21 protein-coding genes are annotated in these 24,934 nt (G+C 58.0%); 12 read left to right on the plus strand and 9 right to left on the minus strand.

Annotated features, from left to right (window positions below; translation table 11 throughout):
• Positions 1–55: 55 nt before the first annotated feature.
• Complete coding sequence (locus ACYCVF_RS09085) at positions 56–637, plus strand: hypothetical protein (protein WP_459602827.1); 582 nt, start codon at positions 56–58, stop codon at positions 635–637.
• A gap of 69 nt (positions 638–706) precedes the next feature.
• Here the strand turns inward: ACYCVF_RS09085 and ACYCVF_RS09090 are convergent, their stop codons facing one another.
• Both ACYCVF_RS09090 and ACYCVF_RS09095 read right to left on the minus strand, forming a co-directional pair.
• On the minus strand, positions 707–1,564 hold the full coding sequence (locus tag ACYCVF_RS09090; protein WP_459602825.1) for an FkbM family methyltransferase: 858 nt from the start codon (positions 1,562–1,564) through the stop codon (positions 707–709).
• A 53-nt stretch (positions 1,565–1,617) separates the two neighbouring features.
• Positions 1,618–2,745: a glycosyltransferase family 2 protein gene (locus ACYCVF_RS09095; RefSeq protein ID WP_459602823.1), complete on the minus strand. Its 1,128-nt coding sequence runs from the start codon at positions 2,743–2,745 to the stop codon at positions 1,618–1,620.
• Between the two features lie 277 nt (positions 2,746–3,022).
• On the opposite strand from ACYCVF_RS09095, the gene ACYCVF_RS09100 reads away from it, so the two are divergent.
• From ACYCVF_RS09100 to ACYCVF_RS09120, 5 genes are all read left to right on the plus strand, one after another.
• Positions 3,023–4,489 carry an O-antigen ligase family protein gene (locus ACYCVF_RS09100; protein WP_459602821.1) on the plus strand — a complete coding sequence of 489 codons (1,467 nt, stop codon included), beginning with the start codon at positions 3,023–3,025 and terminating at the stop codon, positions 4,487–4,489.
• A 97-nt stretch (positions 4,490–4,586) separates the two neighbouring features.
• Positions 4,587–5,207 carry a hypothetical protein gene (locus tag ACYCVF_RS09105; protein WP_459602819.1) on the plus strand — a complete coding sequence of 207 codons (621 nt, stop codon included), beginning with the start codon at positions 4,587–4,589 and terminating at the stop codon, positions 5,205–5,207.
• Between the two features lie 224 nt (positions 5,208–5,431).
• Positions 5,432–7,651, plus strand: a complete 2,220-nt coding sequence (locus tag ACYCVF_RS09110) for a polysaccharide biosynthesis tyrosine autokinase (protein WP_459602817.1) — start codon at positions 5,432–5,434, stop codon at positions 7,649–7,651.
• A 37-nt stretch (positions 7,652–7,688) separates the two neighbouring features.
• The gene (locus ACYCVF_RS09115) at positions 7,689–8,408 is read left to right on the plus strand and encodes a hypothetical protein (protein WP_459606538.1); all 720 of its coding nucleotides are present in this window, start codon (positions 7,689–7,691) and stop codon (positions 8,406–8,408) included.
• A gap of 221 nt (positions 8,409–8,629) precedes the next feature.
• Positions 8,630–8,803, plus strand: coding sequence for a hypothetical protein (locus tag ACYCVF_RS09120; protein ID WP_459606539.1), 174 nt, complete (start codon positions 8,630–8,632; stop codon positions 8,801–8,803).
• An 18-nt stretch (positions 8,804–8,821) separates the two neighbouring features.
• On the opposite strand, the gene ACYCVF_RS09125 is transcribed toward ACYCVF_RS09120, so the two are convergent.
• From ACYCVF_RS09125 to ACYCVF_RS09140, 4 genes are all read right to left on the minus strand, one after another.
• The gene (locus ACYCVF_RS09125) at positions 8,822–9,904 is read right to left on the minus strand and encodes a glycosyltransferase family 4 protein (RefSeq protein WP_459602811.1); all 1,083 of its coding nucleotides are present in this window, start codon (positions 9,902–9,904) and stop codon (positions 8,822–8,824) included.
• 172 nt (positions 9,905–10,076) lie between these two features.
• Positions 10,077–10,748, minus strand: coding sequence for an acyltransferase (locus tag ACYCVF_RS09130; RefSeq protein ID WP_459602809.1), 672 nt, complete (start codon positions 10,746–10,748; stop codon positions 10,077–10,079).
• 118 nt (positions 10,749–10,866) lie between these two features.
• Complete coding sequence (locus ACYCVF_RS09135; protein ID WP_459602807.1) at positions 10,867–11,619, minus strand: class I SAM-dependent methyltransferase; 753 nt, start codon at positions 11,617–11,619, stop codon at positions 10,867–10,869.
• A gap of 83 nt (positions 11,620–11,702) precedes the next feature.
• On the minus strand, positions 11,703–13,166 hold the full coding sequence (locus tag ACYCVF_RS09140; protein WP_459602805.1) for an endo-1,3-alpha-glucanase family glycosylhydrolase: 1,464 nt from the start codon (positions 13,164–13,166) through the stop codon (positions 11,703–11,705).
• Between the two features lie 100 nt (positions 13,167–13,266).
• Between ACYCVF_RS09140 and ACYCVF_RS09145 the strand changes: the two genes are divergently transcribed.
• On the plus strand, positions 13,267–14,823 hold the full coding sequence (locus tag ACYCVF_RS09145; RefSeq protein ID WP_459602803.1) for a hypothetical protein: 1,557 nt from the start codon (positions 13,267–13,269) through the stop codon (positions 14,821–14,823).
• A 4-nt stretch (positions 14,824–14,827) separates the two neighbouring features.
• Here ACYCVF_RS09145 and ACYCVF_RS09150 read toward each other — a convergent pair whose 3' ends face one another.
• Both ACYCVF_RS09150 and ACYCVF_RS09155 read right to left on the minus strand, forming a co-directional pair.
• Positions 14,828–16,048, minus strand: coding sequence for a lipopolysaccharide biosynthesis protein (locus ACYCVF_RS09150; protein WP_459602801.1), 1,221 nt, complete (start codon positions 16,046–16,048; stop codon positions 14,828–14,830).
• 229 nt (positions 16,049–16,277) lie between these two features.
• Complete coding sequence (locus ACYCVF_RS09155; RefSeq protein WP_459602799.1) at positions 16,278–17,777, minus strand: undecaprenyl-phosphate glucose phosphotransferase; 1,500 nt, start codon at positions 17,775–17,777, stop codon at positions 16,278–16,280.
• Positions 17,778–17,929: 152 nt separating this feature from the next.
• On the opposite strand from ACYCVF_RS09155, the gene ACYCVF_RS09160 reads away from it, so the two are divergent.
• Entirely contained in the window at positions 17,930–18,991 is a 1,062-nt protein-coding gene (locus ACYCVF_RS09160) for an ABC transporter substrate-binding protein (protein WP_459602797.1), read from the plus strand.
• On the opposite strand, the gene ACYCVF_RS09165 is transcribed toward ACYCVF_RS09160, so the two are convergent.
• Positions 18,988–19,287, minus strand: coding sequence for a hypothetical protein (locus ACYCVF_RS09165; RefSeq protein WP_459602795.1), 300 nt, complete (start codon positions 19,285–19,287; stop codon positions 18,988–18,990). The genes ACYCVF_RS09160 and ACYCVF_RS09165 overlap by 4 nt on opposite strands.
• Before the next feature lie 570 nt (positions 19,288–19,857).
• Here ACYCVF_RS09165 and ACYCVF_RS09170 point away from each other — a divergent pair.
• The 4 genes from ACYCVF_RS09170 (at position 19,858) to ACYCVF_RS09185 (ending at position 23,971) form a co-directional block, all read left to right on the plus strand.
• Positions 19,858–21,162 carry a WcaI family glycosyltransferase gene (locus ACYCVF_RS09170; RefSeq protein ID WP_459602793.1) on the plus strand — a complete coding sequence of 435 codons (1,305 nt, stop codon included), beginning with the start codon at positions 19,858–19,860 and terminating at the stop codon, positions 21,160–21,162.
• Positions 21,163–21,315: 153 nt separating this feature from the next.
• The gene (gene gmd, locus ACYCVF_RS09175) at positions 21,316–22,386 is read left to right on the plus strand and encodes a GDP-mannose 4,6-dehydratase (RefSeq protein ID WP_459603389.1); all 1,071 of its coding nucleotides are present in this window, start codon (positions 21,316–21,318) and stop codon (positions 22,384–22,386) included.
• The gene (gene fcl, locus ACYCVF_RS09180) at positions 22,367–23,329 is read left to right on the plus strand and encodes a GDP-L-fucose synthase (protein ID WP_459602791.1); all 963 of its coding nucleotides are present in this window, start codon (positions 22,367–22,369) and stop codon (positions 23,327–23,329) included. Before gmd ends, fcl begins: the two co-directional genes overlap by 20 nt.
• A gap of 36 nt (positions 23,330–23,365) precedes the next feature.
• Positions 23,366–23,971 carry a WcaF family extracellular polysaccharide biosynthesis acetyltransferase gene (locus ACYCVF_RS09185; protein WP_459602789.1) on the plus strand — a complete coding sequence of 202 codons (606 nt, stop codon included), beginning with the start codon at positions 23,366–23,368 and terminating at the stop codon, positions 23,969–23,971.
• Positions 23,972–24,934: the final 963 nt, after the last annotated feature.

Genomic DNA, 24,934 nt, shown 5'->3' on the forward strand with positions numbered 1-24,934 from the left:
AGGCGCCATCGAGCACGGCGGTCATCGGTCACCCCGCACTGTTGCAAGGGGCTTCATGCGGTCTCGAGCATTCTGGCGTCTTCTGGCGCTCTTCTCTCTCGCCTTCGGGCATGCACCGATCGGACAGGCTCTCGGCGCAGCCGCGGAGCTGGGCGTCCGCCATCGGATCGACGTGATGATCTCTGCCGAGCCTGATGCTCCGATCCTGTCGCGCCTGAGGGGGCCCAAGGGAGAGCTGTCCTTGACCATTCGTCTCTCGGCGAACTCCAGGGAGAGCAAGTTCTTCGGCATGCTGCGCCCGTCATTTCCCGATATCGTCGTTCCCGATGGCGCCGGCAAACCGCTGGTGCAACAGACCAAGCTCTGGGAGGAGGATGTCTGCCATCAGCGCCGTGGCTTGCCGAAGGTCACCGTGACCCAGCTCGGCGGGCATTTTGCGGACGGCGAGGGGCGGATCGAGATCTCCGCCCTCAACCGGCACATCGGCCTTCTGGTCCCGCCCGACGAATTAACCCCCGGAATAAAACTTGAACCCGGGAGCGATGGCCTTGGGGCATTCTATGCCTTGCGGGCCCAGACCCGGAACAGCCGCCTGAATGTGGATCTTAGGATCTATTCGATCGATTGCCCGCTTTAGTCCAGGCAAGGAAGCAATCAGCCTCGGCAAATGGGCTGGTGCTTCCTGATCTGATTTGGCCCCGACGCGCTATCGCGCTGCGTGCGTGTCGTACCAACCAGCTGGAGGAAAGTCCGGGAAGCGATAATCCTTTCGACCGGCCGCGCGCACCAGCGCCGCCTGAATCCCGCCGAGCATGCGGAATACGCTCTTTCGCCCCTGGAAGATGCCTGCGTCTCCCGCCAGCGCATAGCCGCGGAAGATCCCCTTGTAGACCTCGATCGCTTCGAACATGTCCATCCACCGCCCGGGCAATTCGTTACCGAACAGTCCGCTGCTGCCTTGTTCGAATTTGTGCGGCTGGAAACAGCCTTCGGTCGCCGGCTGAGGCGGCTCCTGCAGGGAGACGAGGCTTTGGTCCACGATTTTGTATTTGGCGTAGCCCAAGCTCCTGAGCAGTTCGAACTCCCTTACGAGATCATTCCAATTCTTCTTCTCGGACTCGATCGAGACAAATCGCGGGGGATCGGAAATGTTCTCGAGCGATGACAATGCGTCAAAATCGTTCCCTTCGATGTCGATCTTGCAATATCTGGGAGTACCATGGTCGCGCATGATATCGGCCAACCGCTCGGCCCTGACTGTTATCTTTTGCACGCTCGCTGCGCCCAGCGTCTGGTTTCGCTTGACCCAATCGAGATTTGCCGTTCCCCAGACCGAGTGTTCCGTGTTGACGTAGAAGTCGATATTTCCCGGCGTCTTGGCGACGGCCAGGTTGAGGATCTTCAGTTGCCCTGTGGCAACCTGCTGGGAAAACTGCTGGCCAAGTGCGGTACAAAATTCCGGTACAGCTTCGATGGCAACGACCTTGAATCCTTTCTTGAGATAGAACCCAGTGTCTTCGCCCTTGTGGGCGCCGAGATCGTAAATGAGGTTTTCGTCGATCATGATTTTCGTGCTCGTGTCCAGGTCGTGATGAGCGTAGCGCGCGCAATGCGTTTCTAGCGGTGGAAAGACAAGATGTTGGTTGGATGAATTGATCCGGCAATCAGATCCGCCACTGCAGCCATGTTTCCGGCAAGCCTGCCTCGATAATCGATCATCGGATGCTCGCGAAGCGAGCGCAGTGCATTGGACGCGAACGCTCGTGTCCAGAAGTATGCGCATTTTCCGAGGGTAATTGTTCCCTTGCGCGCAAGGTAGAGCGGATTAGCGAGTTGCGAGTAGCCATATTTGTAGCCACTGACCCGTCCAGACTTTGACCCGAGATGGACACCGATCAAGTTCGAAGCTCGATAAATGTCCGCGAATTTCCTGATCTGTCCGGACAAATCCGTATCCTCCAACCAGCCATAGAGCGGCAGATTCTCGTCGAATGCACAGCGGTCGAAGACTGTCGCTCTGAAAGCCATATTGCATCCGTACAGGCCTTCCTTCCATTTGCTGTATCCGATCTGATCGCTCGCCCGAGACAGCGCCAGCGCATCCGAAGCCTGCTCTTCGGTGATTGCGACGCTGCCTCTTGCCCCGTCCATGACTACCGCTCCTGTAACCGCGAGGAGTTGTGGACTTGCCGCGAACAGCGCTTCGCACTTCTGCAGCCAATCGGGTGCAGGCCTGAAGTCATCGTCGAAGAAGACAATGATCTTCGCAAACCAGGCCTCGGGAGTGCTTGTCCTCTTGGCCGCTTGTATGCCGTGGTTTCTCTGCGACGTCAGTCCGGGCCGAGGAGAAACCAGTCGGTGCACGCTGAGCTCATTCGGGACGGCGGCAACACCGGGCAAATCCCTGGGTTCGGCGCCCACGAGCATCACGTTATCGGGCGCGCGTTCTTGAAGTCGAAGCTGGTCTAGAAGAACTTGAACGTCTGCAGGTCTGCCGCGTGTCGCTAAGATGACGTCAATATTCAATTTACCCTCGCAGAGAGACGGCCAGCAACGCTGGTCGTCCGACATAAGAACTTCGTGGAAACGTTCGAGAAGCAGGAATTCTCCCGGAAACAGTCTGCCGGCAATTGGCGACGCGGGGCTTTCGTGAGCCTGGAGATGCGGTGCGGGCGAAGCACTACCGGACCACGCTGCCGAAATCCAGCGTAGATGATTGAAATTGGGACCGTCCAGCCCCTTCATCGGATGAGATCCGCGCTTGGGGCGAGCCACCCGACAAGCTCGAGGCTGCGTGGATCGGAAAGCATTGCGGGGCAGGGTCGGCAGAACGTTCTCCCTCGTCACTGTGCTCGCGGATGAGTTGACGCCGGAAATTAACCTCTGTAGGCGGGGTGCGGTTAAGAATGGATCATTACCGCTGCCTCTTCCGAGTGCGGCACTTGCTGGACGCCTGCGGGATCATCCGCTCTAATGTATTCTCCACTGGAGGCGTCAGACGAAATCGATGGGCCGTGTTTTGATGAACATTCGCTGGTCGGCCGATCTCGTAGCCAGCTGTGTACTGTTCTTTGTTGTTGCGAGCGCGCCGTTCCCGTTTGGGTCGACCAACAACGTGGCCATTGCCTTCTGGTGCGCTTGTCTGGGCATTGCCTTGATATTTGCGCCGGCGAGGGCCTTGCGTCGTCCCCATCTCTGGATCATCGCCGGCATCTTCATCGTTGTTGCGGGTTACGGGGTCGTGCTGCACGAACAGCTGTCTGACAGCCCGTGGATCGCGCCATACCATCCGATCTGGAAGCAGCTCGGCTCGCTATTCGATTCAGCCGTTGCGCCATCGGCCTCGATTGTCAGGCACGACGCTTTCTTTGCTCTGGGGGCGCCACTTGCAAACATTCTGGCTATTCTGGTGGGGCTTGTCATTGGCGTCGACGCGAGGCGTGCACGCCAGATCATGCTGGTTATTGCGCTCTCAGGCAGTTTCTACGCTGGGTATGGCGTGCTCTCGTTCCTCATTGAACCGACCATGATTCTGTGGCGCGACAAGACCGCCTATCTCAGCAGCGTCACCGGTACGTTCATCAACCGCAATACCGCCGCTGCCTATTTCGGCTCATGTGCCGTCATCTGGATACTTCTGATTCTCACGGACGTGCGCCGCCACCTTCCCGGAGGGCGCATCAGGTGGAGCAATCTCTCCCGCGATCTGACCAGAATTCCGCAGGCTTTGATGGCTCTGAAATTCGCCGCACTCCTGATCTGCGTCATGGCTCTATTCATGACTGGCTCACGGGCGGGCGTGGCTGTTTCGCTCCTCTCCATGATCTTCGTCTTTGTCGTCTTCCTACGGAAGGACCTCCCGCCGCGCACCGGCATCTGGATGGCATTGGCGGCCGCCGCCTTGGTCGCTCTCGTTCTCCTGGAATTGCTCGGTGGTCGTGTCGTGAGCCGGTTCGATAGCCAGGGGCTGACCGATAGTGGCCGGCTGGAGGGGTGGAAATCCTCGCTGCTCATCATTGCCGATAATCCCTGGTTCGGCACCGGGATGGGGACTTTCCAGTCGGCGTTTCCGCCCTTCCGCAGCCCCGCTATTTCTATGCGCGGCACGTGGAATGCAGCCCATTCGACCCCTTTGGAGGTCGCTTTGGAAGCCGGAATTCCGATAGCGCTGCTCTTGGCGGCCGGTTGGGCGGTCATGCTCACAGTGCTTGCGCACGGGGTGTTCAGCCGCAAGCGGGACGCTTCGATTCCGCTGGCAGCCATCGGCATTGCACTGCTGGCGTTGCTCCATTCCAGCCTCGATTTCACGTTGCAGATACCCGGTTACAGCATCCCCTTCTTTGCGCTTTTCGGGGTCGGTCTGGCGCAATCCTTCCACTCCGGCGAGGGGAGCGTTGAGCCGAAGGGGGCTGCGTCAAATGCGCTGTCGACCGGTGCTCGCACCTCGGGATTGCCAAAACACTCCTCTTTACAGGCACTTGAGCCTTAACTATTCCTTTAGAATTGGTGGACAGGGCTGCCTCTTTCGACTACTTTCCCATCGTTTTCGTTCGCGCCATAAGGGCAAACTAGTTGTTGAGGAAATTATGAACCTTGTCAGGTTTACGATTCGAGCCGCTGTGGTGATTGCGATCGCAAGCTCGATATCCTCCATCGCCAGCGCGGCTGTATATCCGCCAAGCCGGCAGCTGCAGGCTCAAATCATCTCCGATTTCAAGGGATCCCCTGCAACGCTTTTGCAGCAATATCCTGATGGCGGTCCGCAGTTGATTTCGCGTGTCCGAGACCTTGGAGCGTCGGATCCGACGACAGTGCCGGGTCTGATCGAATTGTTGAAGAACCCGGCGACAACGAAGGATCAGTTGCGCGCGATCGTCGCTGGACTTGCCCAGGTGGCCCGCATGGCGGCACAGACCGATCAGGCGTTTGCCAATGAAATTCAGGCCGCCGTCGCCGGAACGAACAATCCGGACGTGATTGCTGCCTATCAGGCGGCAACCGGAGACGTTGCAATCGCTGCGGCGGGCGGTCCTGGTGGTGGCGGTACCGGTAGCGGAGGCCCAACGACCGGCTTCGGATTCGCCTCGGGCGGCACTGGCTCCGGTGTCCAGAACTTTGGTGGCCTGCACTACCCGAACAGCGTGACGACTTATACGGGTTCAGTGACTCCCTCGACCGCCTATCCCGCGGTCAGTCCGACCCAATAACGTTCGGGCCTCTTGCGACGGCATCCCCTCAGAGAAAATAAACCAAGGCAGCGTGTCACGCGCTGCCTTTGATCTTCCGTGATGACTCGCACGATATACTGCCTGTGAAGCACGTGGTGCGTCCATGCTTCGATGGCTATGCGTGATTTGCGGATACGTGAAATCACGTCGCAGCGCGCTTGTCGGCCCAAGTACGGGCATTGATTGATTTCAGGAATGACCGGATGTTGCAGCTGAACAAGTCCACCTCAGAGATCAATCGCGAATTCGCCGAGACACAAGGCTCCCCGTTCCAATCGCTGACTCTGCATTTGGATGTCATCCGGCATCAGTTTCCAACAATTGTCGCGATCATATCCGCCTCTGTGATCTTGGCGCTTCTCTATCTCTTTACTGAAGCTCCGCAATTCACCTCCACTGCGTCGATCGTCATCGACACTCGCAAAGTACAATTGTTCCAACAGCAATCGATGCTCGGTGATGTGGCCCCCGACTCCGCGTCGGTGGAAACGCAGGTCGAAATTCTCAAGTCCGAGAACATCAGCTTGGCGGTCATTCGTGACTTGCACCTGACGGAAGATCCGGAGTTCCTCGGCAACGGCGGAAGCTTGATCGGGTCGATCGGCAGTTTCTTTTCCGATCTGTTCTCCAGTGGCCGTGCCGGTTCCGAGTTCAGATTGCAGCGCAAGGCTCTGCAGCGCTTCGAGAGCAATCGTACCATCAAGCGCCTCGGTCTCACATACGTTATGGAGATCGGCTTCACGTCGCGTGATCCAGCGAAGGCGGCGCAGATTGCCAATGCGATCGCTGACGCCTACATCGTTGACCAGCTGGAAGCCAAGTACCAGTCGACGCGTCGTGCGAGCGTCTGGTTGCAGGATCGCATCAAGGAGTTGCGCGCTCAAGCATCCGCGGCGCAGAAGGCGGTTGTCGATTTCAAGACGGCCAACAACATTGTCGATACCGGCGGGCGCTTGATGAATGAGCAACAGCTCGCCGAAGTGAACAGCCAGCTTGTCGGGGCGCACGCTTCGACGGCCGAAGCCAGGGCGCGGCTCGACCGCATCAACGACATTCTGAAGCGCGAAATCCCGGATGCGGCAGTGGCAGATGCTCTTCGGAACGAGACCATCGTCAAGCTGCGAGGCCAGTATGTCGACATGGCCGCCAAGGAAGCGATCTGGTCAGCCAAGTATGGCCACGATCATCTTGCCGCGGTGAACCTGCGTCGCCAAATGGACGAGATCAAGCGGAACATCATCGACGAGCTCAAGCGCATTCAGGAGTCTTACAAGAGCGACTATGATATAGCCCTCACGCGCGAGGAGAGCATCAAGGCTAGTCTGGCGACTGTGGTCTCGGAGTCCCAGCTGACCAATCAGGCGCAGGTTCGGCTACGCGAGCTCGATAGCAATGCGCAGTCGTATCAGGCGATGTACGACAATTTCCTGCAGCGCTATATGGAATCCGTCCAGCAGCAATCCTTCCCGATCAGTGAAGCGCGCGTGATCAGTGCAGCGACGACACCGCTGGTCAAGAGCTATCCGAAGACTGTTATCGTGCTGGGCGTGGCTCTTTTTGGCGGTTTGGTGCTGAGCTTCGTCTTGGCGATCGTGCGCGAAATGATGGATCGGGTGTTCAGGACGACCCAACAGGTCGAAGAGGTGCTCGGTGCGAGTTGTATAGCGCTGCTGCCGACGGTGAACGCAGCTGCGACCAAGGACGCGGGGGCAAGGTTGCTGCGTTATGTCGTTGATCATCCTCTCTCGCGCTTCTCCGAAGCGGTCCGCTCGACGAAGGTGGCAGTCGATCTAAACTCGATTGTTCGAGAGAACCGCGTACTGGCGGTTACGTCGACTCTTCCGAATGAAGGCAAGAGCACGCTGTCTGCCAACCTTGCGCAATTGATGGCCCATGGCGGCGCGCGCGTTCTCCTGATCGATTGCGATCTCCGCAATCCGTCGCTCTCTCGCGCGCTGACACCCGAGGTGGAGTTTGGTTTGGTCGAGATCCTCGCGCATAAGGCCAAACTGGAGCAGGCGTTGACGGTTGATGCGCAAACGGGGCTCTCGATTCTGGCTGCAGGTACGACCTCCAAGCTTCTTCATACCAACGAGATATTGGCATCCAAGATGATGCATGGCCTGATTGGTGAGCTGAGGGGCAAGTTCGACTACATCGTGCTCGACATGCCGCCCATGGCGCCAGTAGTGGATGTGCGCGTGACGTCGACTTTCGTTGACTCCTACATATTCGTCGTGGAGTGGGGCAAGACCCTCATGGATGTCGTCAGGCACAATCTGCGTGGTTCTCAGGAAATCCAAGACAAGCTGCTTGGCGTCGTTCTCAACAAGGCAGATACGAAGCGCCTTGCTCGCTACGAGACCTATCACAGCCGCTACTATTACAAGAAGAACTATGCCCGTTACGGCTACGTCGACTAGCATGGGCGAGGCTTGGCGGAAATGTTGCAGGGGCGTATTGCTCCTGACGGGGATCGCTGGAATAGCCTGGTCACTGATCGTGTTGCCGTCGTTCTGGGCCGATCTGCAGGTTAGCACCGTCGCCACGCATATTCTGGTCGGTGAACGGCTCAAGCCGGGAGCCGTGGAGTCGATCGCGATGCGTATGGACGCTGGCTCGCCATCGAGCCTTCCCTACCCCAGTCTGGTGCGAGCCCGAGCGCTGATTGCACTTCGCTCCGCCGAGGAGGGCCTGCTGGGAAAGGATTCCCAGGATCTGGACCGCAAGTTGTCGGCCGCGGAGAACAAGCTGAAGTCGTCTCTGATGCTCGATCCGACCGACGCTTTTCTTTGGTTGCTGCTCTACTGGGTGAAGAACGAGCGTGACGGTTTCGATGCGGGAAATATTCGCTATCTTGAACAGTCGTACGCGGCTGGACCATACGAAGGCTGGATTGCGCTCCGTCGCAACAGGTTGGCGCTTGCGATATTTCCATTGCTTGGCGAACAGCTGCAGCAAAAGGTCGTTGCCGAGTTCGCCGGCATGGTCGAAAGCGAGTTCACCGATGATGCGGCACGCAACCTGACGGGAGTCGGTTGGCCCCAGAAGGATAGACTGCTGGCCAGCCTCGGGGGCGTAAGCTTGGTCGCCCGCGAGGCCTTTGCGAAGCGGTTGGCGTATGATGGCGTGAAGGCCACCGTTCCGGGTGTCGAGTTGCCTGAAAGGATGTGGCGGTAATGTTTCGATCGCTCTTTCGGTTTGCCCTGCTGATCTGTATGGCTCCGACCTGGACATTGATCCAGAGCCTTCCGCCGGCTCACGCACAAAGCACCAAATCAAAATTCACGATGCAAGGCGCCGCCGACACATCGGAATCTCCCGTCATCCGTGACGGCGCCAATCGTCCTTGCCTCAATGTTGAGGCGGCTGCGAAAGGGCATATCGCGAACGGAGAGCTGATGGATCATATCGTGAGCGTCAAGAACAACTGCCCTCGAATGATCAGGGTCAAGATCTGCTACTACCATAGTGATCACTGCAAGGATGCGACCGTCTACGGCTATCAGCGCGTCGACACGATCCTGGGAACGATGAAGATGTCGACCTTTCGATATTCACTATCGCAGAAATGAACTTGCCGCCCGCTCTGCTCACCTAATCGTGGGGCCATCGAAAAGCTTCAAGAACTTTCTGCCGTCATATTCGCGCTGAGCAAGTAACGCCGTGCGATTGTGCTTGGTCTCGTGCAGAGCGGTTTGAAAGTCAGTGACCGACCTTTCCCATGCCAGGATCTGTTCCGCGATCCTGTCCAGATCTGACGCGCTCGGATCGAGTAGCAATTCTTCCGGCACCATGTTGGCGATGCATCCGCGGTTGGAGGCCGCGACGATGATGCCCGCCATCTGTGCCTCATAGATCACGACAGGCTGCGCCTCGTTGACGTATCTCGTCGGAAATACCAGAACGTCGATCGAGGAGAGAAAGCGGATCTTGGCGTCATCGTACACGGGCCCCACATATTCAATTCCACCGATCTCGTTCGCGCGGCGCTTGATGTAGTGCTCGATCTTGAGGTCGGCGCAGGGGCCTGCGATTCGTGCCGTCAGGTCGGATCCGCTCTCTCGCAGTCGAGCCATCAGGTCGAGAAAGCGATCGATGCCTTTCTCGAGCGAGATATTCGATAGATAGCCAATCGAGCTGAATGTCCGCTCGCAACTCCGCAGTTCGACGGCGGGCAAGTCGACGAACGCCAGGTTGGAAATGACGGCCGTTCCGAGATGCTTGCCATACAGTTCCGAAAGTGTCGTCGCCATCCTGGGACAGAGCGCAATATGAACCTGGTCGGCGCCGGCCATGCGAACAATGGACGCCAGGATAGCGCTGCGCTTCGTCAGGTATGCAAAGCTGTGATGATGGAATGCGATCGTCTTCCCTAGCCACCGCGCGAGGACGACGACCATGAGGTCATAGAACAGTCCATATCCGCCGGACAGGGAAAGGTAGAGTACCGAGGCCTCCGGGTGGCGAAGGATAGTTCGTCCGCATCGGGCGTATGCCCGTGCGCGATTGAAATGATGCCGCCATCGACTGGGAGCATCGCCTGGTGAGGTGTCGCCGAATGCGCATTGAAATCCTGCAGTGCGCAAAGTGTCGGCCGCTCGCTTGGTGATGAGCGCCGCGCCATGGACCGGCGGAGGAAGGGGACCCGCCACAACGATCATTTTACCGGGCACGAGGTCGTCGGTCCTTCAGCATATCAGCAAAAGAAAAGTCGATGGCGAGCGCAGTGTTTTGGCACGACGGGCCGCGAATTCCCGATATCGCCCAACGGACTGTCGAAGGCCAGGTCACTGTGCGTGACACATGGGGCGTGCCTGGGATCCGGCTACGAACCGTGTCTGAGTACTACATGACTGTGAAGGCGGTTCGGTGAAAGATCTTCGCAGTCTTGGGGATGTCCCGCTGGTGAACCGCCGGATTGCCGCCGATCATCGAATACTCCTGGGGAGCGATGTGGGTTACAACGGCGCCCGAAGCCACAACGCAATTGTCCGGAATGGTGACACCCTGCAGAATGATTACGCCGGTGCCGATCATCGTATAGGCTCCTATAGTGATCGGAGAGCATGTCTGCCGGGCAGACATTGGATTGACCCCATGGGTCAACAACTGGCTGCGGAATCCGGCGAGACCGCAGAATTGACGAAACTCGATCCGGTCTGTGCAATCAATGTAATGCTGGCTCATCACCAGGCTCGCTTTGCGCATAATGAGATCCGAACGGCGCTTCGTCCTGTTTCGGAAGGCCGGCGAGTTCAGGCGAGTTGACAGTCCACCGATCCAGTTCAGATTGCCGATGACGGCATCTTCTTCCATCTGTAACCGATCAAGCCGGCCGATATAGTTGAGGTGGCCGATGTAAGTCTTCGCTTCGAGGATGCATTCGTCGGCGAGGATCAAGGAGAAACCGATCCGCGCGTCGCGATGGATGGAAAAACCAGGGATCGCGTTGAGGACCAGCCGACGGACTCTCCAGGGAAAGAAAAGGAAAAAAACTTGAATGGCAATCTTCAGCATAGTCGTTCCTCGCGCCCACTCAAAATAACTGAAAGTGCTGCGGTTTGGTCAAGTTCTCGGCTTTAAGGTTTATTTCGATATGTATCGCCTTGAGGACGTGAATTGACCAGCGCGCCAGCTAGGCGGCTTCCGCCGGACAGTCGAGCTTCTTCCGGATGAAGACCATCAAGACCGTCTTGAAGGCCTGAGGCGTCAGGGACTGAACGAGTTGGAACGCACGGTAGATGCCGCGGTTGTTGGCGTGGTAGGATGGCTCCGCATCCCAAGCATATACAAAATGGTCAAACCGCGCGGGTGGGAAATACCTCCGTAGCGTCGCCGGCGTATTCAAACGATAGACCGCTGGAAAGATGTCCTCATCCTTGCGCTCGGGTTGTGCCGAGCTGAGTATGGAGCGGCTAATTCCGCTCGGGATCAGGCGGTTGGCTAATGCGATATAGCCGTACCTGTTTGGGGTTCGCGCGCAGATCCAGCCGCCGGGCTTCAAAAGCCTGTCCATCTCGGCGGTGCTTTGAGCCGGATCCGGAATATGTTCGAATGTGCAATCCGACAGGATGATGTCGGCGCAATTGGCAGGCAGCGGCGCACGTCCCGTCTGATCCAAGAGCATCGCCTCGTCCAGCGACGGATTGGTGAAGATGGCTTCGTCGACGTCCAATCCGATGACTTGGGCGACACGTCCCTTGAAATTGCAGAGATTGCGCCGGTACTCCGAGCTGGCGTCTTCATGGATCACGCCGCGGCCTGCACCGAAATCGATCATTCTGGTGCTCGGCGTCACGAGGGCATTCACGCGTTGGTAAAACGCAATCGTGCCGTCGATTCTGGAAAATCCGCCAGCAGCTAGTTCCGGAAAGAAAGTTGAATGCATGGGACTCACTGACGCTCGTGCGCTCAAGAGAAATGACGGCCAAATACCCAGGCTGTTCTCGTCTGAACCGCGACCGGAATATTCTAGACCGGTGGCCGGGACGACGACCCGCCGTGATAAAGCAAATCCTGATAGGCCGAGGTCTCGCGAATTTCGAACGCGCTCGGGAGGTCTATGATGCTGGCGTCTCCGCGGCTGAGCCGAAAAATGACTTTGCCCGGCACCAACGGAATTCGAAACGACGTGATTCCAGCTTTCGCCTTCAGGCTCTTTGAGCCCTTCGCGGTCGCTATCGTGAGCTCGCCCGGCTCCTTCAAGAACGCCAGCAGCTCAATGTCATTCTGAGGCGGATCGGCAAAGCGGCTGACCAAATTTGTTGCGAACCTGAACGGTTGAGCGGAGCCGGTACCAGCCGCTTCGGTGGACTCGATTCGGTGAAAATAGTAGAGCACGTCTTCGGTGATCGGCGGCATCGTGCCGTTCTTGAACCAAGCGATGTAGAACGCCGCGAGATCATAAAAAGCATACTGAATGCTGGTGGATGGTCGAATTTCGGATCCTTCGGAGTAGTCGTTCCAGGTGGCGATGTTGACCGCGTCGGAGCCGATTTCCATTGCCGCGGCCCATGAAGCCCGGAATAGTTCACTGTTGTGGCATTCCGAGAACCAGCGATTGTGCGGCCGGAAGTCCTGAGGCCACACCACGGATGCCCAGACCTTCCCAGCCTGCTTGGCCAACTTTCCCACCTTCCTGAGGAGAGGTATGTCGCTCAATTTGTCGACACCCCACATCGATGCACCATCGATCAACTCCATGAAGTCGATCATTTTGCGCGCATCGAGAAACGTAGGATAGAAGAAAACCTTCTCGCCGCTGTCCCTCAGTCGTTGCAACAGCTCCTTCCATCGGCCGATGCCCCACTGCTCGGGAGAAAAGGCCCCCAGGATCAGTCGGCCGTCGGATTGGCGCGCAACGTGGGAGTTCCGCGCCAGCTTGAGGATTGCGTCGGCAATTGCATCGACCGGTGTCTTCACCAGAATTACGGTATCGATCGATAGTATGACTTCAAATCCCGGCGGGCCCTGCTGGGCCGCCTCGAGCATGTTACGTAGATGGATCATGTACGGGGAGCCGTCGTCGATGCCTCCCATGTTGAACAGGAAACCATCCAGCCCGATGTGATGCGCGGCCTTGATCTCATCTAGCATGTCAAGCACAGCCCAGTTTGCCTCTGGGCGTGGAGGTCGAGGCAGAGGCCGTTCGCGAACGAAGCCGCCTTCGGCCCGGAGTTTACCTTGGGTCCCGTCCGGCGACATATAGTCGGCATACTGATCTTTGTCCGCTGGCCAGTTGTCGAACGAGGTCGGAAACCAATGCCAATGAGCGTAAACTTTCTTCGTCTTCGCTCCCGAACTCGCCGCGGCCGCCACCGAGGCCGGCATTGAAGATGCTCCCGCGAGGAGGATGCCGGTGGAAAGGAGCTGACGCCGGTCCATACGGGCGTGCAGCTTAACGTCTTCGTAAATCCGGGCCGGGGGAAAGGACATTCAAGTAAGTATTCCGTTGATATCTTCCATATATTACAAGGATATCTCACCTGAGTTTTGGTCGCAAGGTGAGCGAGTTCGAAGCGTTAACGCGACCGAGATGTCCATTGCACGATCTGCACCCAAGTTGAACTGCGGTGGGATGTGCTCTTTCCAGAACCAGCGCCGCAGCGCGGAGCTTGGCGAAATCCAATGTTTTCGAGTTATGAACCAGCTCTCGCGTAGCGCAGCCGCTTCCCAGTTTTATGTGACGCCGAAGAGCGTCTTCGACTATGTCGTGATCGGCTCAGCCGGAGCCTACTTGCTCCTCTCGTTCACCCAGGCCTGGTCGAGCCCGCGCGCATCGTTGATCGCAGCCATGATACTCGGCGTGAACGGGGTTGTTTCCCTGGTCGGATTGAAGATCGCTCTGGCTAGATCCTACCTGCTGTTCGTCGTCTTCTTCGTCTTCAACCTGCTGTTTCTGGCCGTGGCGCCTCTTCAGCAGATCGGAAGCGACTTCGATCCGATTCTGGCTGACGTAAGTCTCGTTGTGCCGGCCAGCGTCCTTTGCGCATTCATGACGATCGTGGGCCTCTGCTTCGTCATCTATCGTCCCTTTCGCGGTCCCGAACCCCGCCATAACCGGTTTCTGGACAGAAGCCTCGCCGCCGAGCCAAACCCGAACTACACCCTTCTGGCAGCCGCCTCGATCATCGTATCGCTGGGATTGGTTGGTTATCTTGGCTCGTCACTGCTTCAGGTGAATCGCGAGGCCTTCGGTTCGGTGGTCGGCGAAAGCAAGATGATCAACATTCTGGTCACGGCTTTCTTCCGGCCATTCACCCTGGTTGCTCCTGTTATCGGTGTGAGTGTCGCTTTGGCTCGCCGGAACACGGGCTGGGCGACATGTTTTGCAGTTCTCCTCCTGGCGGGTCTCTTCATCAACAACCCGCTCATTTCTGCACGTTTCCGCTCCTCGACATTGATTGTATTCTGCGTGCTTGCGGTATTTGGTCCAAGGAGCGTTCGCCTGTTTCTTGCCACCTATTTCGCCGGATTGCTGGCATCGCCCATATTCGGATCCATTTTCCGGTACGCAAACGTCTCTCTCGATCAGCGGCCGTTCTCGCAATTCTTTGTCCATCCTGATTTCTCAGGCCTCGATCTGTTCTGCTATGCCATCATGTGGGTCGAAATGAAGGGCTTGGAATGGGGATCGAACATCATGGGCGCCCTGCTGTTCTTCGTTCCCCGCGACCTCTGGGCCGGGAAGGGAAGAACGGTCGGTGAGATCATGCATGACTACATCTTCATCCTGAAAGGATTCGGCACCGATAACGTTTCGGCTCCGCCGCCGATCGAGGGCTATTTCAGCTTCGGGATCGTTGGGGCGATGCTGATGTCCGTCGCGATCGTCTATGTTCTGGATCGCGTAGAGCGTCGCGGCTTCGCTGCCCAAAGGCTGTCGCCGCTGTATTTCATTCTCTGTCTTTCGCCGATGCTTTGCATGATCTTGCTTCGCGGCCCGTTTCAAGTGGGGTGGTCGGAATGGGCAATCCATAGCTCTACCGTCGTGGCTTCAGCGGTCATGCTCCTCCTCACCAAACGGACCGTCTATGTTCCTGCACCTCCCTCGATTCGCCGCGGGGCAATGCCGGAGACGTCGCAGAAGTGAGTAGCTAATCGGGCTGCGTTCGGATGCGGCCCGAGGCTCCCTTGAATGCTACCCAAAGCGCCGCGACGCCATTGGCAATTGCCAGGGACACGAACGCTCCGGTCACTCCGAGAGCCAAGCAACTGGGTATCGCGATGACGGCGGTGATCGCCGCCGAGATCAAGCTGCCGGCCTGCATCAGCCCCAGCCGGTGATTGGCCCTTAGCCACATGCTCACGGTCGCAAGCGCGAGGGCGAAGCTCGTCGAGATCAACGCAACGGGGATCGATCCTCCGAGGGCGACATATTTGGCTCCGAAGATGAGAGAAGCCGCGTCGCTGCCGAACCAAATTGCCATGACGGCCAACGGAAGCGGAGCGAAGACGATCAGAGCCAGGATCAGCAGGTGAGGGGTTTCAATCTGGCTGATCTTGGCGACTGCAATGCGCGGCGTGATGAATCCTGAGAGCCCGCCAAGCAATTGAGCGAACGGGGCTATTACGGCGAACATCAGCCGGTAGCTTGCAACGGCTTCGGGCGAGTTCAGAAACACGAAAACGAACGGGTAGATGTTTGTCGTCGCCAGACCGAGGAGGTTGTTGATCAGGAACGAGTATCCCGCCCGGAAATGGGACTTCAGGGAGACTTTCCGATTGTCGTTGAGCTTGCGTGGGATGTTTCGCCAAGCTGAGACAAGGAAGACCAGATTGCCGAGGATGAAGGGTACGGTATATGCAAAGTGCGATTCCAGTTTGACGTGAGGCAGCATCCAGGCCGAGACGATTAGGACTGCTGCGTAAGCAGCTGCTGCGACGGCGGATGCTTGCACGTGTCCCTGAATGTGCATAATTCGCCGGACGAACTGGACCGGACCGGCGAAGCTGAAGAACAGGCAAGCTAGCGCTACAACTGTGAGCGTTTGCATCTCGTGAGGGCTGCTGTTCAAGACGAGTGCGCATCCTGCGGCCAGTGCCAGGCAGCAAAAGGCTACATTGACCGTCCACAGGCGCCGTAACAATGATTGTTGGCTGGCCTGTGCGCTGATTCCGGTCGCGATGATGGGGTCGCAAATGACCGCGTGATGAGCGCCAATGAGAATGAGATAGCAGGTATATCCAAGGCTCAGCTCGGCGAATTCGGCCAGCGGCAACCGACGCGCGACCACCGCCAGGTAGAAGAAGTTGGAGAAGCTGAAGATGACCTGCTCGCTGCCCAGAACGAAATACTTGATGAGGTAGGTTTTCATCTTCCTGAACTGGGTTGCTGCTGGCGGGCGCTAGGCCTTAGCGGTGGTGCCCTGATTGCACAACGTTATAGGATGGCGCGGAGCCCTGATGCGAGCTTGTTTGAGGACAAAGTTAATTGCCTGATCCTCATTCTGAGCGAACGACTCTACGATCAGGCGTGCGCCCATACGATTGGCGACATCGCAAGATGAATGGGCTGCCTCTACTGGAGCGGCGCGGGGCAAGACATCAGTAGGCCACGGGATCGCGAGTCACTTGTACCACGGTGCGCAAGATGATCTTCGCGTCAAGCCAGATGCTCCAGTTGTTGATGTACCACAAGTCCAGGTCGACCCTGGATTTCATCATGTTGACGGTCAGCGTTTCGCCGCGGTAGCCGTTGACCTGGGCCCAGCCAGTGATGCCTGGCTTAACGTGTTGGCGAAACGCGTAGTTGCTGATGACTTGCTCATACTCCGAGTTGTGCGCAGCCGCGTGGGGGCGGGGGCCGACCAGCGACATATCGCCCAGCAGGACATTGAAGAGCTGCGGCAGTTCGTCGATCGAGGTCTTGCGTAACCATCTGCCGACCGGGGTTACGCGGGGATCGTTCCTGCGCGCCTGCAAAATGATCGGTCCATCTTCCAGCACGCGCATCGTCCGAAACTTGTAGATCTTGAAGGCGCGACCGTTGAAGCCGTTCCGGGTTTGCCGAAAGAGCGCCGGGCCGTTCGATGTGCATTTGATCAGGATCGCGGTCATCAGCATGGCCGGTGCGAACACCAGCAAGCCGAGGCTGGCGCCGATCAGGTCGAACGCGCGCTTGAGAGCCTGTTCTCGCCGCGAAATTGGTGCGCGCCGTATCTCTGCAATCATGCTGCTTCCGGCGGTCGTGACCGGGTAGCGCAAAAATCTCGAGACATCCGGATCGGAGACGAGATTTACCGGTATCGGAAGAATTCTCAGCGCGTCCGCGATCTTGTCGATCGCGTGCCAATGATCCCACCTGAGCAGCAGGAACACCTGTTCGATCTGGTTCTCTCGAGCGTAGGCGATAAAGTCGTCGAGGGGCGGACCGATCGACGGAATCAGCGACGGCGAAGTCAGGCACTCCGGGCGGAGCTCCATGACCCGCGTGATCCGGTAGCCATGCTGCGTGAGTCCTGCCATTGCCTCTGATGATACCAACCCGCGCTCAGCGATCGCCACGGCGCGGCGCCTGGCGAAGGCACCGCCGTTCCGGAGCGCAGTAGTGACAAATCGCGCAATGGTTGCCTTCGCCAGGAGGAGCAGAACCGGAGCGACCAGGTAGAACGAGATTATCGTGCCGCGCGAGATTTGATTGCCGGCCTTCATGGCGAAGGTGATGACGATCAGCGCGCCGAACAAGGCGGTCCACGTTGCCAGTGTCTTCTTGAATAGCCGGGGCAGGTCAGTAAAGTTTTTGAGAGCGTATCCGTTCTGAACCTTGATCAGAAGTACGAAGTTGAGCGCAACAAGGAGACTGAGCGCGGCGTAGACGTCGAGTTGGTCGTGCTCGAGCCGTGCATAGACCTGGTATCCGGCGGCACAGCCGACCCCGCTTGCCACGATGATGACGGCGTCGGCAACGAGAGCCAGCAGTTCAACAATGTTGGGTCGCCACCATCTCACCACTAAACTTGCACGTGCCGGATTCACCTCATCGAGAACGTGAATTTTTACCGGGCTGTCCGCGGCGGGGGTCGGGCGGGCCGCTGCAATTGTCATAATATCAACTCAGGACAAATCGGCTTGGGTGCTATCCGGAAGGCCGTAGCCGAAACAAGACGAATGAAAAAATAACCCTACTTCTTTTGATCTCATTATCCTAATTCTGCCAGTTGGAACACAAGATTTGAAGGTCGGAAGGGGATACGTGCATGCGTCACCGACGACGGCGATCGGGTTCAGCGGTGACGCGCCGGGTGGCGATTGGTCTCGCGGCGCTGTCCGCAACCGGCCTTGCTGTCTTCGCCTTGGCTCCTGATGTTACGTCCGTCCACCCCCCCGCCGATTCCTCGTTTCACGCCAGCTTTTTCCTGGATGGGCCCTACTCCGCCCGCTTCGCTGGGGAGATGATTGCTGCCAAGGAGGGCTATTTCAAACGAGACGTCGCAATGAAAGCCCTTCCAGACGATCCCAACTTCGTCGAAACGGTTACGAGGGAGAATGCAATCGGGGTGACGACCGGCCAGAAGTTTTTGCTTGCCGTTTGGCGCGGGGCTCCTGCCACTGCCTTTGCAGCCAGCTTTCTTGACACCTCGGTGGCGATTTTTGCGCTGGAGCGGTCGGGCTTGCATCGCCCGGACGACCTCATCGGCAAGCGCATCGGCTGCCGCGAGGGGAGCGAGGCAGAGGTCGTCTTTGACGCCATGATGGCCAAGCTTCGATTGCCACGTAGCCGGATTGTCAAAGTTTCCGACCGGGCTGACTTCCAGGCGTTGAGATCCGGGGATGTGGATGCGATCGTCGTCCCGATCGATCAGCAGCCTAGCCAGACAGGCGCGGACTACGTCCCATTGAGCGTTATGAAACCTCAGGACTATGCGATCCACGTGCCTGGGCAGGTCTATTTTGCCAGCAACGATCTGATTCGAGACCGGCCGTCCGCAGTGGCCGATCTGTTGCACGGCCTGGTTCGGGGGTGGCAATTTGCCTATGCCGACTACAGCCGGGCCATTCCGATCATCGTCGATTTTGACCGGTCGCGCCTCATTCCTGAGCGTGTCAAGTTCGAATTGGAGCAGCAGCGGTCGCTGGTCCTGCCTGTTGGCGCCCGAATTGGCGAATACGACGAAAGTCGGTGGCGAACGCTGCGCGACATCCTGGTCTTCGCGGGTCTCGGCAGGGAGAACGCCCCGCTGTTTCCGGCTGTCAGCACACAATTCATCAGGGGCGAATACCGGCGAGCGCCGGAAAAGGAGGGTGCCGGCGCCTTTTAGCGGGCCCGATGGGACATTCCGGCTTGGTGGATGGCCACGCTATGGTCCGTTGCCTTTTTCTGATCCCGTTGATAAATAATGAACTCCATATCCGGCTGAATTTTGAAGAATTCTAGTTTGACGCATTTCGTCGCCGGTTGGTGAGCGCAGGGGAAGGTGATGGCAAAGCGGACTATCCGGCGTTTGGGGTTGTTGGTATCGGCAATGGTTTTGTTGGCCGGGCCGCAGGCAATCGCAGCGATGCAGTTGCCGGCACCCTTGGTCTCGGCGCCGGTCGAACACGTACTCCCGGTCACCTTCTGGGCTCAATCATATCCTTACCGCTATGTGCCGCGGCGGCGTTGTCCTCAAGTCCGCGTGGAAACTCCCTACGGCTGGTATTGGGACAGGGTCTGTATAGCGGAGACTAGCCCGATCCTTCGCCGGGCTTACTAGACGGGACGTTTCTCGGAAAGCCCCCGTTGCGCCCGCCGCGCTTGACGGCGCGTGTTCATCATTAAAATGATCGTTTCTTTACTCCGTTAATGAGAGCTGCCACCACGTCGCAAGCGAAAGTGTGGGGAGCGACAGACTGGCGCCCCGAGCAAGCGCGTGCTCTGGCCCGAAGATTCTCGGACTGCGGGCCTGAGTTCGGTCGGGCTGCCAAGATCGGCAGAAGCGTGGCGTGTCGATGCGGAGCGAAGCTTTTCCTTCCGATGATGATTTGCGGGCCCGTACCGGGCGTGGCCCCCTTGATTTCGCACCGGAGTTCAAGCGGCGACTAGCCGCTGCGGCAGCGATCGTTCAGCGGAGGCTGTGGAGCCAATGCGGTGATCCTTGGCTGTCTCGAGTTTTGGATACGAGTTATCGTTCAGGATTTGGATTGAATGCGTATTCTTTTGGTCGGCATCAATTACGCTCCCGATCTGATCGGCGTGGCCAAATACAATACGGAGCTCTGCGAAAGCCTTGTTGCCGAGGGCCATGAGGTGAGGGTCGTTACGGCGCCTCCCTATTATCCGGCCTGGAGCATCCCCGCCGGTTTGAATGCCTCCTATTTCAGGCGCTCGATGCGGGGGGGCGTCGGCGTCATGCGAGCGCCGATCTACGTTCCCAAGCAGCCGACTGGTGCAAAGCGTCTGATTCATCACCTGTCCTTTGCACTGACAAGCCTGGTGCCGGTGCTGATCGATGCCTATTACTGGCGGCCCGACATCATCATTTCCGTCGCGCCGTCGCTGATGTCGGCCCGATTTGCTTCCTTTGTTGCTCGTCGCATCGATGCTAAGTCGTGGCTTCATGTGCAGGACTTCGAAGTTGATGCCGCATACGGGCTAGGACTGCTCCGGAATGCTTCATTGCGGAAGGTGATGCTCAAGGCCGAGGCGGCGGTCCTCAGATCGTTTGATCGCGTTTCCAGCATCTGCCCGCAAATGGTGGAGCGTTTGTGGGACAAAGACGTTGATCCGCAAAGAACGACCGAGATCCGGAACTGGATCGACACGGATGCGATAGTTCCGCGTCCGAAGCAGACCAGATATCGTACATCCCTGAATATCGGCGAAGATGACGTCGTTGCGCTCTACTCAGGGACCATGTCGGCCAAGCAAGGACTTGACCTCCTCGTCGAAGCCGCCGCTCTTCTTCGCCGCAATCCGCGACTGCATTTCATTCTGGCAGGTGAAGGGCCACACAAGGCAAGGCTGGTGGAGATGGCTTCCGAGAATCCGAATGTCCATTTTCTGGGACTGCAGCCGAACGAAAGCTTCAACGAATTACTCGCGACGGCTGATCTTCACGTAGTCCCGCAGAGGGCGGAGGCGGCCGATCTTGTATTGCCGTCGAAGTTGGGGGCGATGTTTGCGTCCGCGCGTCCCGTCGTCGCTATGGCAGAAAGGGGCACCGGGCTTGCTGCCGAAGTGCAGGGTGCCGGTTTGCTGGTTCCGGCGGGAGACGTTCGATCGCTTGCAGATGCCATTCTTCAGTTGAGCGAAGATCCTTCTCTTCGCGAGAGGCTCGGTGCAGAGGGACGAAAGCGTTCCATCGAGCGTTGGGACCGCCGTACCATCGTGCGTCGCTGGATCGCCAGCATGAGTTCGATTTGCGGTCGGCCGGGCAGATCTGAACCCGGGCCGGGCGTGGCTTCCGAGAAGGCGGCGACATCGATCAATGACGCTCTTCCTCTGTCCTGACGCGACACGTCAGGATGTCTCCTGCGTTAATGATCAGTCGCTGCTACGATTGACCCGCATGGAAGGTCGCTTCTACATGTCTCCGGTGGTTGAGCCACTCCATCGTCATCGCACTTGTTTCCAATCCCGGCGGTCAACGGCAGGTTTTCGCACATGAGTGGACGTGTTGCCCTAATTACGGGCGTTACTGGACAGGACGGTGCGTATCTCGCCGAGCACCTCATATCGCTCGGCTATGTCGTTCATGGCATCAAACGGCGTTCGTCCTCCTTCAATACTGCCCGCGTCGATCACCTATATCGGGATCCTCATGTTGGTGAGGTGCCGTTCCTGATGCACTATGGCGACATGACGGATTCCACCAATCTGATCAGGCTCGTGCAGCAGATCAAGCCGACGGAGATCTACAATCTGGCCGCGCAGAGCCATGTCGGCGTCAGTTTCGAGAGCCCTGAATACACCGCGAACGCCGACGCAATCGGAGTACTGAGGCTCTTGGAGGCGATCCGCATCCTGGGCATGGAGAAGGATACGCGGTTCTACCAGGCATCCACGTCCGAGCTATATGGGCTGGTGCAGGAGATCCCGCAGAGGGAGACGACGCCGTTCTATCCGCGCTCGCCCTATGGTGTCGCGAAGCTCTACGGATACTGGATCACGGTCAACTACCGTGAGGCCTATGGGATGTTTGCCAGCAACGGCATCCTGTTCAACCACGAGAGCCCCATCCGCGGTGAGACGTTCGTAACCCGCAAGATCACGCGCGCTGTGGCCCGCATCGAGGTCGGGATCGAGGACACGCTTTACCTCGGCAATCTCGAGGCGAAACGAGATTGGGGGCATGCCAAGGACTATGTCGAAGGGATGCACTTGATCTTGCAGGCGGACAAGCCGGACGATTTCGTGCTTGCCACTGGCGAGACCCGCTCGGTGCGCGAGATGGTTGAACTCTCCTTCAGGGAGGTAGGACGCGAGATCGAATGGCGCGGCAAGGGCGTTGATGAGATTGGCATCGACAGAAGCAGCGGCAAGACTGTGGTTCGAATCGACCCGACCTATTTCCGGCCAACCGAGGTGGACATTCTGGTTGGCGATGCCAGCAAGGCGAACAGGATGCTGGGTTGGAAACCCAAGCGGACGTTCGGCCAGCTCGTACAAGAGATGGTGGCAAGCGATCTGAAAGATGCAAGGCGGGAGCTATCGAGTGTCAGCCACAGAGTTTGATCTGAAAGGCAAGAGCGTCTACGTCGCCGGGCATCGCGGGATGGTCGGTGCTGCGCTCGTGCGCAGGCTCGCACGGGAAAACGTACGGTTGCTCACCGCGGAGCGAACCGAAATCGACCTGATCAACCAAGCTCAGGTGTTCGCTTGGTTCGCAAGGATGCGGCCGCAGGTCGTGTTCGTCGCAGCGGCCAAGGTGGGCGGAATTTCCGCGAACGACAAGCTTCGCGCCGAGTTCATCTACGAGAACATCGTAATCGCGGCCAACGTGATCCAGGCTGCACATGCAAACGGTGCCGAGAAGCTGATGTTTCTCGGTTCATCCTGTATCTATCCAAAATTTGCGCCTCAGCCGTTGCGCGAAGACTCGATCTTGACTGGTCTGCTCGAGCCGACCAACGAGCCATATGCGATCGCCAAGATCGCCGGCATCAAGATGGCGGAGGCTTATCGGCGTCAGTATGGCTCTGATTTCATTAGCGTGATGCCAAGCAATCTCTATGGTCCCGGGGACAATTATCACCCGGAATACAGCCATGTCGCAGCGGCCCTGATCCGACGCTTTCACGAAGCCAAAGTCGCCGGAAGCAAGAGTGTCGTCGTCTGGGGGAGCGGCTCGCCGCGTCGCGAGTTTCTCTTCGTTGACGACATGGCCGACGCTTGTATTCACCTGATGAAGAACTATTCCGATGAGAAGCCAATCAACGTCGGGACTGGCAGTGACATCACCATCGCTGAGCTCGCCCACATGATCGCCGGTATCGTCGACTATCGAGGGGACATCGTCTTTGACCCGACTCGTCCTGACGGAACGCCGCGCAAGCTGCTTGATGTCAGTCGTCTCTCAACACTCGGGTGGCAGGCTGAGACTCCCTTGGAGGCGGGGATGCGGCGCGCCTATGAGGCCTACCTGATGACCCAGGCATCCGCCACAGACAACCGCTGAAGCATAGTCCTCCCCCTCTCGGCCGAACTTACCAGAATGCGCGAGTTCCAGAAGTTGGATCAGTTTCGTGTACCGCCGGGGTTTCGCGGACGGGGAGCGCTCGTCGTGGCGCTTTGGCAGATCGTTCAATCGACGCTCTTTGCACTTTCGCCTCAGCCATTTTTTGCATGGCGGCGCTTTTTATTGCGCCTGTTCGGGGCAAAGGTCGGCCGTAAGGTGCTGCTGCGCCCGACGGTGCGGGTGACCTACCCCTGGAAGACTGAGATAGGGGACTTTTCCTGGGTTGGTGATCACGTCGAGCTGTACAGCCTGGATTACATTTCAATCGGCGCTCATTCGGTGATTTCGCAGCGATCCTACCTCTGCACGGGATCGCATGACATGGACGACCTCGCGTTCAGCTATATCACCGCCCCGATCGTGGTCGGCGATCAAGTTTGGATCGCAAGCGACGTGTTTGTTGCGCCGGGCGTGAAGGTGGGCAGAGGCGCCGTGGTCGGCGCGCGGAGCACCGTACTCAAGGACGTTCCTCCCGAGGTCGTGGCCATTGGCGAGCCTGCGCGGGTCGTGCGCGATCGCCTCGTGTCCGGTGGGACCAAAACCTGCAATGCACTCTCGGAGCAGTCCGACCCGCGCAGCTAGTTGGCTTGAGCTGCAGGTCTCGGATTTCTGGCCCGACGTCGTCTTCCAGCCGACGACGTGCAGATCATAATCCAGATCCAGCACAATTCATCCAACCAAAGGGCGTTGATTTACCAGCCCATGGAATGAGCCGGAGCGATTGGATGGTTTGGCGATGCCATCAGTGAGTTCGGGCGTTTGGGCCGGCTTCATCGCAGAGTCCCATATGAGCAGCGCCGGTTCGTCGCGCGATCTTCGGCTTCCGTCGCGTCGAATCGACTACCAGACGGATTCCGCGCGTCACTTTAATCCTAGTTTAATTCAAAGTGCCTACATTTTGGTTGTTATCAACATAAAAATCAACTTATGGATGTGCATTGCGTGGCTCTTGCGCAGCTGCTGTCTCCGCGAAGCGCGCAAGGCCCAAATGGGCTTCCACGGGATTGTTGGAAGTCACTACCTTCGATGCGCGGGGTTCGACATGACCGCCCCCGTGTTCGTCGGTGAGGTGTTCCGGATCCATCACCCACAGTTCTCGGCCGTTCTAGACCAAAGGTTGCGTCGCAGCCGTCCTCGTTTTACCTCAATCGAAAAGTAAGACTAGGTACACTCAGAAAATGCAACCTTTGCGGTGATGTCCGAGCGGCGATCCGTGCGCCCGAGGGGAGTGAATGCCTATCGAACGCTACGCCGAACACTCGGAAAATCGAAATGGGCTAGACGCTGAGCCGAGGGAACGGCTGGTGCCTGGAACTCTCCAGGAACAGCTGGACCGGGTTGAGCGCGACATCAAACTTCTCACGGAGTTTGATAGGGCAGAGCGAGCTCGGCTAAATCGCGAGTCTTACCTGTGGACTGCCGAGGACCGCATCGAGTGGCAGGAGACCCAGTCTGACAATGCTCGACGAATCCGAGAGCTAGTTGAGGAACGTGAGGCGTTGCGCAAGCAGCTGGACTCCTACGAGTAGATCCTCGCGCTTCGCT

The organism is Bradyrhizobium cedriense (assembly GCF_054602315.1).

What these genes read in the sequence shown, in the direction of transcription:
- ACYCVF_RS09085 (WP_459602827.1), top strand. Translation starts at nt 56, where the DNA reads ATGCGGTCTCGAGCATTCTGGCGTCTTCTGGCGCTCTTCTCTCTCGCC.
- ACYCVF_RS09090 (WP_459602825.1), bottom strand. Translation starts at nt 1,564, where the DNA reads ATGATCGACGAAAACCTCATTTACGATCTCGGCGCCCACAAGGGCGAA.
- ACYCVF_RS09095 (WP_459602823.1), bottom strand. Translation starts at nt 2,745, where the DNA reads ATGAAGGGGCTGGACGGTCCCAATTTCAATCATCTACGCTGGATTTCG.
- ACYCVF_RS09100 (WP_459602821.1), top strand. Translation starts at nt 3,023, where the DNA reads ATGAACATTCGCTGGTCGGCCGATCTCGTAGCCAGCTGTGTACTGTTC.
- ACYCVF_RS09105 (WP_459602819.1), top strand. Translation starts at nt 4,587, where the DNA reads ATGAACCTTGTCAGGTTTACGATTCGAGCCGCTGTGGTGATTGCGATC.
- ACYCVF_RS09110 (WP_459602817.1), top strand. Translation starts at nt 5,432, where the DNA reads ATGTTGCAGCTGAACAAGTCCACCTCAGAGATCAATCGCGAATTCGCC.
- ACYCVF_RS09120 (WP_459606539.1), top strand. Translation starts at nt 8,630, where the DNA reads ATGGATCATATCGTGAGCGTCAAGAACAACTGCCCTCGAATGATCAGG.
- ACYCVF_RS09130 (WP_459602809.1), bottom strand. Translation starts at nt 10,748, where the DNA reads ATGCTGAAGATTGCCATTCAAGTTTTTTTCCTTTTCTTTCCCTGGAGA.
- ACYCVF_RS09135 (WP_459602807.1), bottom strand. Translation starts at nt 11,619, where the DNA reads ATGCATTCAACTTTCTTTCCGGAACTAGCTGCTGGCGGATTTTCCAGA.
- ACYCVF_RS09140 (WP_459602805.1), bottom strand. Translation starts at nt 13,166, where the DNA reads ATGTCCTTTCCCCCGGCCCGGATTTACGAAGACGTTAAGCTGCACGCC.
- ACYCVF_RS09145 (WP_459602803.1), top strand. Translation starts at nt 13,267, where the DNA reads ATGTCCATTGCACGATCTGCACCCAAGTTGAACTGCGGTGGGATGTGC.
- ACYCVF_RS09150 (WP_459602801.1), bottom strand. Translation starts at nt 16,048, where the DNA reads ATGAAAACCTACCTCATCAAGTATTTCGTTCTGGGCAGCGAGCAGGTC.
- ACYCVF_RS09155 (WP_459602799.1), bottom strand. Translation starts at nt 17,777, where the DNA reads ATGACAATTGCAGCGGCCCGCCCGACCCCCGCCGCGGACAGCCCGGTA.
- ACYCVF_RS09160 (WP_459602797.1), top strand. Translation starts at nt 17,930, where the DNA reads ATGCGTCACCGACGACGGCGATCGGGTTCAGCGGTGACGCGCCGGGTG.
- ACYCVF_RS09170 (WP_459602793.1), top strand. Translation starts at nt 19,858, where the DNA reads ATGCGTATTCTTTTGGTCGGCATCAATTACGCTCCCGATCTGATCGGC.
- gmd (WP_459603389.1), top strand. Translation starts at nt 21,316, where the DNA reads ATGAGTGGACGTGTTGCCCTAATTACGGGCGTTACTGGACAGGACGGT.
- ACYCVF_RS09185 (WP_459602789.1), top strand. Translation starts at nt 23,366, where the DNA reads ATGCGCGAGTTCCAGAAGTTGGATCAGTTTCGTGTACCGCCGGGGTTT.